This window comes from Actinoplanes sp. NPDC023801 (assembly GCF_040639655.1).
Classification (GTDB): domain Bacteria; phylum Actinomycetota; class Actinomycetes; order Mycobacteriales; family Micromonosporaceae; genus Actinoplanes.
In genome coordinates this window covers 296,165-308,544 of record NZ_JBFAAI010000006.1, presented here as the reverse complement: position 1 = coordinate 308,544, position 12,380 = coordinate 296,165, and the positions used below count along the sequence as shown (strand labels likewise).

11 protein-coding genes are annotated in these 12,380 nt (G+C 68.4%); 4 read left to right on the top strand and 7 right to left on the bottom strand.

The window, feature by feature from the left end; genetic code table 11:
- Positions 1–7: 7 nt before the first annotated feature.
- Positions 8–586: a hypothetical protein gene (locus AB0G04_RS15135; RefSeq protein WP_360982246.1), complete on the top strand. Its 579-nt coding sequence runs from the start codon at positions 8–10 to the stop codon at positions 584–586.
- Here AB0G04_RS15135 and AB0G04_RS15130 read toward each other — a convergent pair.
- Complete coding sequence (locus tag AB0G04_RS15130; protein WP_360982244.1) at positions 538–1,317, bottom strand: CPBP family intramembrane glutamic endopeptidase; 780 nt, start codon at positions 1,315–1,317, stop codon at positions 538–540. The genes AB0G04_RS15135 and AB0G04_RS15130 overlap by 49 nt on opposite strands.
- Before the next feature lie 154 nt (positions 1,318–1,471).
- Here AB0G04_RS15130 and AB0G04_RS15125 point away from each other — a divergent pair, with 154 nt between their 5' ends.
- Entirely contained in the window at positions 1,472–2,581 is a 1,110-nt protein-coding gene (locus tag AB0G04_RS15125; RefSeq protein ID WP_360982242.1) for a globin domain-containing protein, read from the top strand.
- On the opposite strand, the gene AB0G04_RS15120 is transcribed toward AB0G04_RS15125, so the two are convergent.
- Complete coding sequence (locus AB0G04_RS15120) at positions 2,578–4,107, bottom strand: peptide deformylase (protein WP_360982240.1); 1,530 nt, start codon at positions 4,105–4,107, stop codon at positions 2,578–2,580. The two genes, AB0G04_RS15125 and AB0G04_RS15120, sit on opposite strands and share 4 nt — an antisense overlap.
- Before the next feature lie 321 nt (positions 4,108–4,428).
- On the opposite strand from AB0G04_RS15120, the gene AB0G04_RS15115 reads away from it, so the two are divergent.
- A complete protein-coding gene (locus AB0G04_RS15115) occupies positions 4,429–5,211 on the top strand; it encodes a hypothetical protein (RefSeq protein WP_360982316.1) in 783 nt (260 codons plus the stop codon).
- Between the two features lie 230 nt (positions 5,212–5,441).
- Here AB0G04_RS15115 and AB0G04_RS15110 read toward each other — a convergent pair whose 3' ends face one another.
- Positions 5,442–7,526, bottom strand: a complete 2,085-nt coding sequence (locus AB0G04_RS15110) for a hypothetical protein (protein WP_360982238.1) — start codon at positions 7,524–7,526, stop codon at positions 5,442–5,444.
- A gap of 169 nt (positions 7,527–7,695) precedes the next feature.
- Here AB0G04_RS15110 and AB0G04_RS15105 point away from each other — a divergent pair, with 169 nt between their 5' ends.
- Positions 7,696–8,409: a class I SAM-dependent methyltransferase gene (locus AB0G04_RS15105; RefSeq protein WP_360982236.1), complete on the top strand. Its 714-nt coding sequence runs from the start codon at positions 7,696–7,698 to the stop codon at positions 8,407–8,409.
- Between the two features lie 140 nt (positions 8,410–8,549).
- Here AB0G04_RS15105 and AB0G04_RS15100 read toward each other — a convergent pair whose 3' ends face one another.
- The 4 genes from AB0G04_RS15100 to AB0G04_RS15085 form a co-directional block, all read right to left on the bottom strand.
- Entirely contained in the window at positions 8,550–9,080 is a 531-nt protein-coding gene (locus tag AB0G04_RS15100) for a YbhB/YbcL family Raf kinase inhibitor-like protein (protein ID WP_360982234.1), read from the bottom strand.
- 321 nt (positions 9,081–9,401) lie between these two features.
- The gene (locus AB0G04_RS15095; RefSeq protein WP_360982232.1) at positions 9,402–9,914 is read right to left on the bottom strand and encodes an NlpC/P60 family protein; all 513 of its coding nucleotides are present in this window, start codon (positions 9,912–9,914) and stop codon (positions 9,402–9,404) included.
- Between the two features lie 714 nt (positions 9,915–10,628).
- Positions 10,629–11,213, bottom strand: a complete 585-nt coding sequence (locus AB0G04_RS15090; protein WP_360982230.1) for a DUF4352 domain-containing protein — start codon at positions 11,211–11,213, stop codon at positions 10,629–10,631.
- Positions 11,214–11,382: 169 nt separating this feature from the next.
- On the bottom strand, positions 11,383–12,345 hold the full coding sequence (locus AB0G04_RS15085) for an NAD(P)H-quinone oxidoreductase (RefSeq protein ID WP_360982228.1): 963 nt from the start codon (positions 12,343–12,345) through the stop codon (positions 11,383–11,385).
- Positions 12,346–12,380: the final 35 nt, after the last annotated feature.

Sequence of the window (12,380 nt, the reverse complement as noted above, 5' to 3'; positions counted from 1 at the left end):
GGCACCGGTGACGACGCTGCGGCTGGTCAAGGACGAACGCACCGCGCCGACCTCGGACACGCTCGTGGAGCAGCTGTTCGCCGAACCGGCGCGCAGCCCCGAGATCCTCGCCGCCGCCGCGGTTCGCACGCTGGGACCGAAGGCCAGGAACTGGGTCGACCAGACCCGCGCGGCCTATCCGGCCGCGACCCGGGAGGCGTTGGCTCGGCTGGCCGTTCAGCAGTTCGTCCGCTCGGCGGGGCTGCGTGGCGGGTTGGGGGCGTTCGCCGGCCCGTACACCCCGATAGCTCTTGCGACCGCCACCGTGATCACGCACGCCGAGCTGGTGTTGCACCTGGCCGCGGTGCACGGTCTGGATCCCACGGACCCGGAGCGTGCCGCCGACCTGTTGAAGCTGGCCAGCCCGGGTATGGGCGCGGTGGTGGCGTGGGCGGCGCTGAGTCTGGTGAGCCGGAGTCTGCCGGGCCTGGGTCTGCTGACCGCGGTGCTGGGCGCGCGGGCGACGGCGGACGCGGTGGCGGTACGGGCGAGCCGGTTCTACGCGGAGTATTCGAGCCAGGTGAGCCACTCGTCGGGCAGCGACTGATAACCGACGAAGGCGACGATGTCGAGGAGGCTGTGCGCGACGATCAGCGGCATCACGCGCTTGGTCTTGAGGTAGAACAGGGCGAAGACGACGCCCATGATCGCGTTGCCGATGAAGCCGCCGAAGCCCTGGTAGAGGTGGTACGAGCCGCGGAGTACGGCGGACGCCGCGATGATCCAGACCGGTGCGAGGGCGGTGCTGCGGAGCCGGGTGACGAGGTAGCCGACCACGATTACCTCTTCGAGCACCGCGTTCTGTACGGCGGACACGACCAGCACCGGCACGGTCCACCAGTACGGGTTGAGGCCGGACGGCGCGATCTGCGCGTTGATGCCGAGTTGCAGGGCCGCCCAGACGAGGAGCAGGCCGGGCAGTCCGATGCCGGCGGCCAGCCCGGCGCCCCAGCCGAGGTCGTAGCCGGGCCGCCGGTAGTCGATGCCGAGGTCACTCGCGCGGATGCGGTCGCGGGCGAGCAGGTACAGCGCGAGGGCGACCGGGATGAGCGCGAAGAAGATGCCGAGCACCTGGTAGGTGAGGTCGAGGTAGGGCCGCGGCGAGATGGTCGGGTTCAGGGTGGTGGTCTGCTGCGCGAGCGGCCGGTCGGCGGTGAGTTTCGCGGTGAGCGACACGATGGAGTAGACGGCCGACTGGCCCAGCGACAGCAGCAGCACGATCGCGATCTCGGGACCGTAGGAACGGCGGCTGGTCTGCTGCTGCTCGTCGAGAGTCACGGGCCCACTTTAGGGTCTGATGTTGAGAGCCTTTTCAGAATGAGTGCACGGAAAGCACAAAACCGGCCTTTTACCCCAGGGACGCGCCGGGCGGGGTGGCGAGTCGCACTTCGGGTGCGTCGTGTTCCTGACTGTGCTGACCACCCTGAATGGCATGGGAGACCTCGCACGCTTGCTCAAGGAGAGCTGGAGCCTCGTCGAGGAACATCAGGACAAGGTTGCCGGCTATTTCTACGCGCGCATCTTCCTGTCGTACCCGGATCTGCGCGATCTGTTCCCGGTCCAGATGGATGTGCAGCGGGCCCGTCTGCTGGGGGCGATCGTGCAGGCCGTGCAGACGCTGGAGGACCCGGAGCGGTTCGACGAGTACCTGCGGGCGCTCGGCCGCGATCACCGCAAGTTCCACGTGGAACCAGAGCACTACGAGGTGGTCGGCGGTGCTCTGATCGAGTCGATGCGGGCGTTCGCGGGCGAGGAGTGGGGCGTCGAGTACGACCAGGCGTGGGCCGACGCGTACGCGGTGATCGCCTCGAAGATGCTCGCCGGCGCGGAGGAGGACCCGAACCCGCCGTACTGGTACGGCGAGGTGGTGGCGCACGAGCGCCGGTCGAGGGACATCGCGGTGTTCACGGTTCTGCCGTTGCAGCCGCTGGACTACCGGGCCGGGCAGTACCTGAGCATCGAGGCCCCCAGCTACCAGCCACGGCTGTGGCGGACCTATTCACCGGCGAACGCGCCGCGCCGGGACAACACCCTGGAGTTCCATGTACGGGCGGTCGGCGCCGGCTGGGTGTCGAGCGCACTGGTGCGGCGGCTGCAGGTGGGCGACATGATCAAGCTGGCCGCGCCGATGGGTTCGATGACGCTTGATCGAAGATCGACCCGGGACGCCGTCTTCGTGGCCGGAGGTACCGGGCTGGCTCCGATCAAATCGCTGCTCGAGGAGCTGACCCGGTACAACCGGACCCGTTGGGTGCACGTCTTCTTCGGCGCGCGCAACCGGGAGGACCTGTACGACCTGGCCGACCTGAATCGGCTGGCGGCCCGTTACCCGTGGCTGTCGGTGGTGACCGCGTGCAGCGACGATCCCACTTTCCCGGGCGAGCAGGGTGACATCTCGGACGTGGTGGCGAAGTACGGCCCGTGGAAAGAGCACGATTTTTTCGTCTCCGGATCGGGCCGGATGGTGCGGGCCACCCTCAAACGTCTGTCCGAGCTTCAGGTCCCGAGCGTCCGGATAAAGTACGACAGCTTCGGCGACTAGTAGTCCCAGGGCCGCCCGGTCTGCTGGTACTGGGCGACCGGCACCAGCTTGGCGTCAGCCGCCATCCGGTCCACGTAGAGCCGTCCCTCCAGGTGGTCGATCTCGTGACTGATCAACCGGGCCAGTGCCCGTTCGAACGTGGTGACCACCCGTGTCCCGTCGAACCGGGCATGTTCCACGTCGATCCGCAGCGGGCGGGGCACGAGTCCGCGGTAGTCGAAGAACGACAGGCAGCCCTCGTACTGCTCGTCGCATTCCGAGGATTCGCCGACGACTCGTGGGTTGAGCAGGACGACCGGCTCGGTGTCACGTTCCGGCGGGCGGACCACGGCGGCCGCGACCGGTACCCCGATCTGGGACGCGGCCAGGCCCACCCCCTTGCTGAACTCGTGCAGGTCCTCCAGGCGGCCGAGGGAGGTCAGGAGCCGGGTGACCGCGTTGCGGGCGGCCACCCCCTCGCGAGGCAGCTGGAAGTGCCGGGCCCGCTGCCGTAGCAGGTCGGATCCGCGCTGGATGATGCCGATGCCGCGCATCCGGTGCGAGGCCCTGGGCAGGGCCGGCTCCGGAGGCCCGGTCTCCTCGTAGACCGGCGCGTCGGCGCCGCGGTACCGCCATTCCAGGCGGTACCGCGCGTTGAGCAGGGGCGCGTCTGTAGACCACTCGAAAATGGCACGACCTCCCTCGGTGCGGCGTTCCAACGGGGTGCGGACGGGCACCTCGGCGGCGAGGGACGCCTCCACACCCCAGACCTGGGGTTCGAAGCTCTCCGGGAGTTTCAGTCGCACGGTCAGCGACCGGGTCGGCAGCCGGACGGCGCGCTGGAACCACTGGCCCCACTTCTCCTCGCCGACCGTGTAGGCGTACTCGATGGTGGTCCGTTCGCCGGGATAGAGCGGGAATTGTCCGCGCTCGTTGGCGAACATGAGCCAGACCTCTTTGGACGCGTCCCGGTCGAGCTTGACCCGCCACTGCATGGGCTCGGCCGCGGCACCCTCGCCGGCGAACGCCTGGACGTCCATCTCGTCGAAGGTGAGCGGGTTCTCCCGGTGGTGCCGGTTCGAGCCGGCCGGGTCGTGCGGGTACCGGTCCACGGAAATCTTGGCGAGGTAGCGGGTGACCGGTTCCACACCGGCGTTGTAGAGCCATCGCTGGACGGTGCACCGGTAGGCGCCGTCGGTGTAGGCGAGCTCGGCGACCTCGCGTTCGACGATCAGTCCGGTCCCGGGCGGGAGCCACTGGACCGGTACCGGAGGGTCACGATGCAGGCCGTTGGTGCGGGCGTGCCGGAGTTCGTCGTACTCCTGGAATCTCTGCCAGATCGCCCCACCGGCACCGAGGACCGCTTCGGCCCGGCGGGCGAAGTCCTCGGTGGGTTTGTGCCGCCGGCCCTCGACGTGGCTGACATACGAGGGATCGAAGCCCATGCGCGCGGCGAGCTGCTTCTTCGTCATCCCGCGCTCGACCCGCCATTGCGCGAGCGCCGTGACGAACTGATCTGCGGCCCTCTCAATGGGCGAGGTGGTCATCACGGATGTCCCCTTCGCGACGGCATGTTCAGTGTCGCCGGGGTCCGTGTCCCTAAGGAGCTACTAGCGCTTTGCCGACAAATGCCTTGACGAATCCGACAGCGGGGCCACGCTACGTAAAGTAATCATTACCTAGGGCATTCGCCCGAAAGATCCGCTTGGGCCGGTGTGGTTAGGCTACCCTTAACCGGGTACCGTAGTGCTGTCGCTCCACAAGAGCCGGCACGCCCATCAAGACTTGGCAAGATCATCCGCAAGGAGACATGCGGTGACTCAGCGACGAGTGCCGCGGGTAGGCGGCCTCCCGTGACCAGCCCCACGATGGAGCTGACGCAGATCCGCCCCCGGCCGCTGGCCCCGGTCACCGCGACGCTGCGCGCCATGTTCGGCACCAGCACCGAGCTTCCCGGTCTGGCCCCCGATCTGGTGGTCCGCGACCTGGCCGGCTGGACGCCGACGGCCCGTCTCGCCGACGTCCACCTCGACACGCTCCTCGACGCCGCCCACCGCCGCTGGAACGCTCAGCCGCACGCCGCCGCCGCGCTCGCCTGGAAGGCGTACACGTACTGGCTCGCCCTCCCGGCCGTGCTCGGCTGGGCGTCAGCGCGACGTGTGCCGCTGATCACCGCCACCGACACGGTGATGCACTTCGACGACCCGCGCCCGTTGATCACGCTCGGCCTGCGCCCCGACGTCCCGGTCGCGGTCCTGCCCAACGACCCGCTCGCCCTCTCCCGGCTGCCGCAGGTCAAGGTGGTGCCGGACGAGGAGGCACTGCTCACCGAGTTCCGCCGCGGCATCCTCGAACAGCACCTCGAGCCCCTGCTCGACGCCATCCACAGCCGCGTGCGCCTCGGCAAACGCACCCTGCTCGGCTCGCTGGCCTCCGGAATCGCCTACGGCGTCCTCCGGTCCGCCGACGCGGTGCCCGGCTCGTCCGCCGAGACGATCGACCGGCTCCTCGGCGCCCTCGGCGTGCGCGACCTGATCGAGCTGCACCCCACCGGCCAGGGGAAAATCGACGTCCGGCGCAAGACCTGCTGCCTGGCCTTCACCCTGCCGCAGCCCAAGGTCTGCCCGGGGTGCTGCATCAAAACCCCTTAGGCGTACGGCCACGAGGAGCACCCTGGCTCCGCCGGCGACGTCCGCGGCGGGTCCCGGCCCCAGCGCCACTTCCGGGCTGAGGCTGCCGCTCACCGAAAGACCCGCCCCCCGCTTCGCTCCTCACTCCGCACCCGAAGGTCTGACCGACGTACACCCACTCCTCAACCAGCCCGCCGCCCCCAGCTGTCACACGGTGCTTGAGACAGCGGTGCGCGACAGCCGGGGGTGGGTCAGTAGGGCTCGCCGCCGACGAGGACGGCGTCCTGGTTGTCGACCAGGTGACGGACGTCCCAGACCCAGACGCCACCGGTCCAGGTGGGACGGAACCCCAGCAGCTCGGACATCGTGCGGAGCATCTCGATGTCACGGGTCTGCGGGCTCAGCACCACCACGCCCGCCTTCCAGAAGCGCAGGTCGGCAAGGGTCATCTCACGGCGTGTGTCGGTGATCTCCGGGAGCGGGTTGCCCTGCTTGATCGAAGCCATCAGACCGCTTGTCGGACGCCACGGCGGCGCGAACATCGCGGTCCGGTCGTTCGGGTCCTGCGGGTTCTGGGCCGGCAGCAGCGCGTACGCCCCGGCGATGCGCAGGTCGTGCCCGGTCTCGGCGGTCCAGCGCAGCGGGTCCGGGTAGGCGCTGTCCGGCAACGGCAGGGCGACCAGGGTGTGGGCGTCGTCGACGTACGCCTTCCAGGCGCCGGAGGTCACGAAGCTGGGCACCGGATCCATCGGAACCGTCGCGAGCGGCTTCGGGATGAGCGGAACCAGCGCCATCGCCACCGCGGTGATCATCGCGACCCGGATCGGGCCACGCGACGCCGGCTGCCTCCTGATCGTGTCAGCCGCGTGCTGGCAGCCGAGGGCGAGCACGATGCCGACAATCGGAGCGATCGCCATGGCCCAGCGGGTGGGAACCGCCGAGTCCAGCACCGGGATGCTGTGCAGCACGGCCCAGATACCGGGGACACCGGTGTCGACCCCGTTCAGCACGACGTTCGGCCCGAGTGACATGGCCGCGAAGAGGAGCGCGATGCCGCCGGCGGTCAGCACCGCGGCGGACCGGCGCAGCCAGATGAGCAGTCCGGCGAACAGGATGATCAGTCCCCAGCCGAAGAAGGCGTTCTCCTCCGCCGGGTTCTGCGTGAGGCGGGCGGCGATCGCGTCGTCACCGGCGACCGAATGCCGGGAGTAGGCAGCGAACGAGGCGAGGTCGGCGCCGAACGCCCGGACGTACTCGGACAGGCCCTGATAGCTCTGGGGTCCGAAGAACTGGACGCTGAGCGGGTAGGCGAGTACGGCCAGGGTGGTGGCCGCCGTCACACCGAGCGCCCGCAGGAACGGCAGGACCTCGCCCGGGTGGCTCCTGCGCCGGACCGCCGCCATGACCACGCAGAAGAAGCCGAGGCCGACCGCAGTCATGAAGAGGACCTCGAGGTTGATGAACGCCTGCCAGACCAGCAGGCCGGTCAGGATCAGCCCGTTACGGACGGCCCGGCCAGGAACGCGCAGCTCCAGGGTCCGCCAGATGATCAGCGGGACGAGGAACTGGGAGACGATGTTGGGGTGGCCGCCGGCGTGCGAGACCATGCTCGGCGCGAAGGTGCAGAAGAGCGCACCCACCCAGGCGGCCGCGCGGGATGTGACGAACCGGCGCGAGAGCACCAAATACCACGACGCACCGGTAAATGCCAATGCGCCGGTGAGAAATACGTTGAACGCCACATGCGGACCGAACAGAAGAGTGATGGGCGTCAGTGGCAAGGAAACGGCCAGCACTGAGGTGTTGGCCATCATGTTCACCCCGTCGGGGTAATTCATGCGGTCCGAGAAGAACGGATAGACGCCATCAGTGAGCACGCGTGCACCGTGCGCCAGCATCCACTCGAAGAAAGCTTGATCCTGCGGATCGTCACGCAGTTCATGATCAAGATTGAGCCAGATCGGCGCGGTCAGGTAGAGCGCGACGGCCAGCATGCCGACGAGCGCGACGACGTCCCGCCACGTGAGCCAGCGGCGCCAGAAGGGGCGTCCGACCTGCTCTTCGACGGTTTCGATGATGGGCGCCGGGATGGCCGGCGCGGCCACCGCGACACTTGACCCGAGGGCTATCAGCTCCGCGTCCAGGTCGTCGTCGGCGGTCACTTGGCGCGGCGGCAGAAGGTTCTCGCCGGTCGACTGGCCTGTCGAGTCAAAACCCGTAATCGTCATAGCATCGGCGAGCCTAACCGAGGTTTCCGAGAAGCCAGCGGTGTGCGCCCCAGGCGTGATAGAGCCGATATGTACGCGTGTTTTCCGCGTGTCCGAGCTTGCAGCCAACCTGTGGACTTCGGACGGGGTAACCCATCCGAGTACCCGACCCGCCTATGTCTCAATCAGGCCAAAAAATCGGTGGTGACCAGCGCTCAACTTTCGGATAGGCGCGTCAGATGGTTAACTTCAGCGGTCCCGCTGTCACTCAGATCGGCAAGATGAGGGAACCTCACCTATGGCAGACATCACCGGAGACCAGCGGATCCAGTCCGAAGTGCTCGAAGGCCTCGCCACGGCTGTGAACCACCGACGCTGGTTCGTCGAGCTCGCTCTCCCGCACCTCGGGGACAACCCCATCGAGATCGGCAGCGGCCTCGGTGACTACGCCATCGAGTGGGCCGAGCATCTGCCGAAGTTCACCGCCACCGAGGCCGACCCCGATCGGCTCGTCCTGCTCAAGGAGCGGATGGCGGAGTATTCGAACATCGACGTGAAGCAGATGCTGCTCCCGGTCGAGAACCCCGCGGGTGAGTACAGCGCCGCAGTGTCCTACAACGTGCTGGAGCACATCGAGGACCACGTGGGTGCGCTGCGCAGCATGAAGGAACTGGTCCGGCCGGGCGGCAAAGTGATCATCATCGTGCCCGCCTTCATGTTCGCGATGAGCCAGGTGGACATCGCCACCGGGCACATCCGCCGTTACACCAAAAAGACGCTTGGCGCCGCGTTCACCGAGGCCGGCCTCGAGATCGAGAAGATCCACTACGCCAATGCGCTGGGTCTGCTCGGCTACTACACCGCGACCAGCATCTTCAAGCTCGCCCCGAAAGAGGGGCCGATGGTGAAGATCTACGACTCGCTGGTGCTGCCGGTGACCAAGGCCGCCGAGCGTGTCGTACGGCCGCCGTTCGGCCAGTCGGTCTTCTGCGTGGCCCGCTCACCGCGCTGATCCACGTAATTCAGGCCGCCGGCTCGATGCCGGCGGCCTCATCCGTGTATCAGCCACTTCGGACGTGAGGCCGCGTCAGCCACTGCCGGCGTGAGGCCGCGTCAGCCACTGCGGGCGAGGCACCGCCGGCAACCTCGGTATCAGGCGCGAACCTGGAACGTCGGGCGGATCGTGGCCCGGGCCAGGGTGTGGAAGGCGAGATTGAAGCCGACATAGGCCGGTGACGCGTCCGGGGTCACCTCGAGGCGGTCGACATCGATGGCGTGCACCGCGAACACATACCGGTGTGCGCGGTCCCCGGGCGGCGGAGCCGAACCACCGTAGTTGCGCTCGCCGTAGTCGTTGCGCACGCAGAACGCGCCGTCCGGCAGTGGGTCCACACCGCGTTCCAAAGAGGTGACCGAGACCGGCAGGTTCACCAGTACCCAGTGCCAGAAACCGCTGCCGGTAGGTGCGTCCGGGTCGAAGCAGGTCACCACGAAGCCACGCGTCCCGTCCGGGAACCCGGACCAGGAGAGCTGCGGCGACAGGTTCTTCCCACCGACACTGGTGTGCACGAACAGCTCGTCGAGGGGCTGCCCGTCCGTCACGTCCGCGCTGGTCACCGTGAAAGCCGGAACCGGTGGGAGGACGTCGTACGGGTCGGGCGCCAGGGCGCGGTCAAGACTCATGGTGGGCCTCCGGCAGCGTGGTGAGTAACTGATCAGGTCTTCCCACGATGGGCAGAGACTAACCGTTCGACGTGTCCGGCGCCTTTCGTCCCCATTGCCGCACGCCGTCACTCGAACGGGTAAACGCACAGGTGGTGCGCATGCCTCGGGCCCTCATCGGTAATGCTTCTGTCAGACATCCGACCGGGTGCGTGCGGCAGAGATCCCCGCGCCTGGTTGTGATCGGTCGCCGTACCCTGGAGCCACGGCGATCAGCGAGTCGGCACCCGTCGGACCGGCGGGTGCTGACTGCTGTTCGGACTCGTCTTCCTTACGTCTCGCTCACTTCAGACGCGACACCGACAGTCCCCGGTACAGCTTGCGGTAAACCACCCCGGTTCGGCTGTTCCCAGCGTCGATCATCATCCCGCCACCCATGTAGATGCCCACGTGACCGCGGCCGACCACCAGGTCACCCGGCCGTGCCTGGGACCGCGAGACCGACTTGGCCCGGCGTGCCTGCGCCCCGGACGAGTGCGGCAGTCGCAGGCCCGCCCTGGCGTACGCCCGCTTGGTGAACCCCGAGCAGTCGAAGCCGCCCGGTCCCTCACCGCCGGGTACGTAACGCTTGCCGATCTGCGCCCTGGCGTACGCGATGACCGCCCGCATGTCCCGCGACCCGCCGGACGCCCGCAGCCGCCGCACCGTGGTGCTGCGCGTGCTCGAACGCACCACCCCGCGGTTGGAGACCGAGACCCGTTTGGGCTGGACCCCGACGCGCTTGCGGGCCGGGCTCACCGCCTGGGACCGGGTGGCACGCACCGCACGCGGTTCGCGGGTAGCCGGCCGTTCCACGGGCCGTACGCTGGGCCGCTCCACGGGACGCATTCTGGGCCGTTCCACGGGACGCACTCTGGGCCGCTCCACGGGCCGGGCCACCGGCCGCTCCAGCGGACGGGCCGCCTGACGCGCGAACCCTGCCGAGGGACGCGTGACGGGAGCGATGGGACGTACCCGGGTGGACACTCTCGCTGCGACTGCCCGTCGCGGCATGGCACGCGAGACGCGCTCAGCGCTCGCCACCCGGCTCTCCAGTCCGTCACGCACCGGCGCCGGCTCCAACCCGGCCTCGAATCGGAGCTCGCGAAGCCGGTTCCGCAGTGGCTCCTGCTCGTCGAGCTGTCGTTTTTGGATCTCCGCGCCCAGTGGATGCGCCGCGAGATCGGGGGCGACCGGCAGGGCCTGGAGCGGTGCGCTGACCGCGTCCGTGCCGTGCTCGGCCTGGTCTAGCGCCGGCGAGATGACGGCCAGCGCAAGCGCGCCTGCGGTCAGCACCCGGCGGGTGGACGAACCGTGCAGTGTTGCCTCCGAAATAGGCCCGGGGCACTCACGCGAATCCCATCCGAACGCGACCGATGCTGCCTGTCACGTTTTATGCCGCCGTCGAAGGTGGGCAATGGGAACCCGGACAACCGTGCTTATTCCGTGGACCATGCCAACACAACATCGAATCCGTTGGGGCGTGATTCACGTAATTGATGCTCGATCACGAACCGATAAACGCTGTGTTCAGCGCGGATCCGGCAACTTCACCCGTACGCCCGGAGTGGACGACCCGCCGGTCAGCACCGCATCGCGGAGGTGCACGTCGGACGGCACGTCGAAGGGCAGTACGCCGGTCACCGACTCGCCCGGCTCCACCTCGCCGATCAATGAGGGACTCCGATCGTTGAGAAAGACCGCGGCCTCCTCAGCGACCGCGTAGGCTACCCCGTTGGTGTCCTCCACACGCTGCTCACCGGTGATGAACGACTCCGGTTCGCCGCTGTTGTTCGTCACCGTCAGGTCGAGCAGACAGAATTGCCCGGTGGCCTTCTGTTCGAGGCCGTCCGGGCCGATCGCCGTCGTCCCGCACCGCATCGCGGTCACGTCGAAATCGAAAACACCAGCGGGTGAATCCGCCGGATCGGCGGCGGTGATCAGGACCGTCGCCGGGGTGGTCACCACCGCCCACACGCCGAAGGCGACGAGAGCGGTGGAGACGGCGACTCCGCCGGCGACCCATAGCCGGGTGCGCCATCGGTGAACTTCCGTCCCGTCCTCGTACGACGGGACTTCGCGGGTGGGCGCGGAACGGTGTGGTGCGTACGTCACGGTGTCCCCCAGCGGTCGGATGTGACTTGCGTCCGACGTCGGACGCGTTGTCCGTCCATGCTGGGATCGCCGAGGCCAGACGGGGCCGCGACTCGCCGCATATCCGGCTTTATCGGGCGAATAACTTCGTTGCGGTCCCCCCGAAAGAGTGAGGTGACCACCCGGACGATCAGCGTTGCAGCAAAATCTTCCCGAAGTGGTCGCCCGACTCCATCAACTCGTGGGCGGCCGCTGCCTCCGCCATCGCGAAGGTGCTGTGGATGACCGGGCGCACCAGCCCGGCCGCCACCAACGGCCACACCTGGTCCCGCACTCCCGCCACGATCCGCGCCTTGTCGGCCGCCGGCCGTACCCTCAGTGAGGTCGACGACACCCGGCCCCGCTTGGCCATCAACGTGCCCAGATCCAGTTCGGCCGAGCGGCCGCCCTGCATCCCGATCACCGTGATCCGGCCCTCCGGTGCCAGCACCTCAACGTTCCGGGCCAGGTACTTCGCGCCGATGATGTCCAGTACGACGTCCGCGCCGCGACCGCCGGTGTGATCCAGCACCGACCGTACGAAATCCTCGTTCTGATAATCGATCGTCAGCTCGGCACCGAGCGCACGGAGGCGCTCATGCTTGCTCGCCCGTGCGGTCACCAGCACCTTCGCACCGAGCGCCGCGCCCAGCTGCACCGCGAACGTGCCGATCCCGCTGCCGCCGCCGTGCACCAGCAGCGTCTCGCCCGGACGCAGCCGGTCCCGGTCCACCACGTTGGACCACACCGTGCAGGCCACCTCAGGCAGCGACGCCGCCTCGACGAGCGACAGACCCGCCGGAATCGGAAGCAGCTGTCCCACCGGCACGGCCACCCGCTCCGCATAGCCACCGCCGGAGAGCAGCGCACACACCCGCTCACCGACGTGATGCCCGGTCACCCCCGGCCCGACCGCGCTGATCACCCCCGAGCACTCCAGCCCCGGGAACTCCGGCGCGCCGGGCGGCGGCGGATAGAAGCCCTGCCGCTGCAACACGTCGGCCCGGTTGACCGCCGACGCCGTCACGTCGACGACGACCTCACCGTCGGCGGCCTCCGGATCCGGAGCCTCGGCCCACACAAGTTGCCTGTTGTCGATCACGATCGCGTGCATGAGGCCGACTCTGCCCCACCGGTACGACAAGAACC

What these genes read in the sequence shown, in the direction of transcription:
- AB0G04_RS15125 (WP_360982242.1), top strand. Translation starts at nt 1,472, where the DNA reads ATGGGAGACCTCGCACGCTTGCTCAAGGAGAGCTGGAGCCTCGTCGAG.
- AB0G04_RS15120 (WP_360982240.1), bottom strand. Translation starts at nt 4,107, where the DNA reads ATGACCACCTCGCCCATTGAGAGGGCCGCAGATCAGTTCGTCACGGCG.
- AB0G04_RS15115 (WP_360982316.1), top strand. Translation starts at nt 4,429, where the DNA reads ATGGAGCTGACGCAGATCCGCCCCCGGCCGCTGGCCCCGGTCACCGCG.
- AB0G04_RS15105 (WP_360982236.1), top strand. Translation starts at nt 7,696, where the DNA reads ATGGCAGACATCACCGGAGACCAGCGGATCCAGTCCGAAGTGCTCGAA.
- AB0G04_RS15100 (WP_360982234.1), bottom strand. Translation starts at nt 9,080, where the DNA reads ATGAGTCTTGACCGCGCCCTGGCGCCCGACCCGTACGACGTCCTCCCA.
- AB0G04_RS15085 (WP_360982228.1), bottom strand. Translation starts at nt 12,345, where the DNA reads ATGCACGCGATCGTGATCGACAACAGGCAACTTGTGTGGGCCGAGGCT.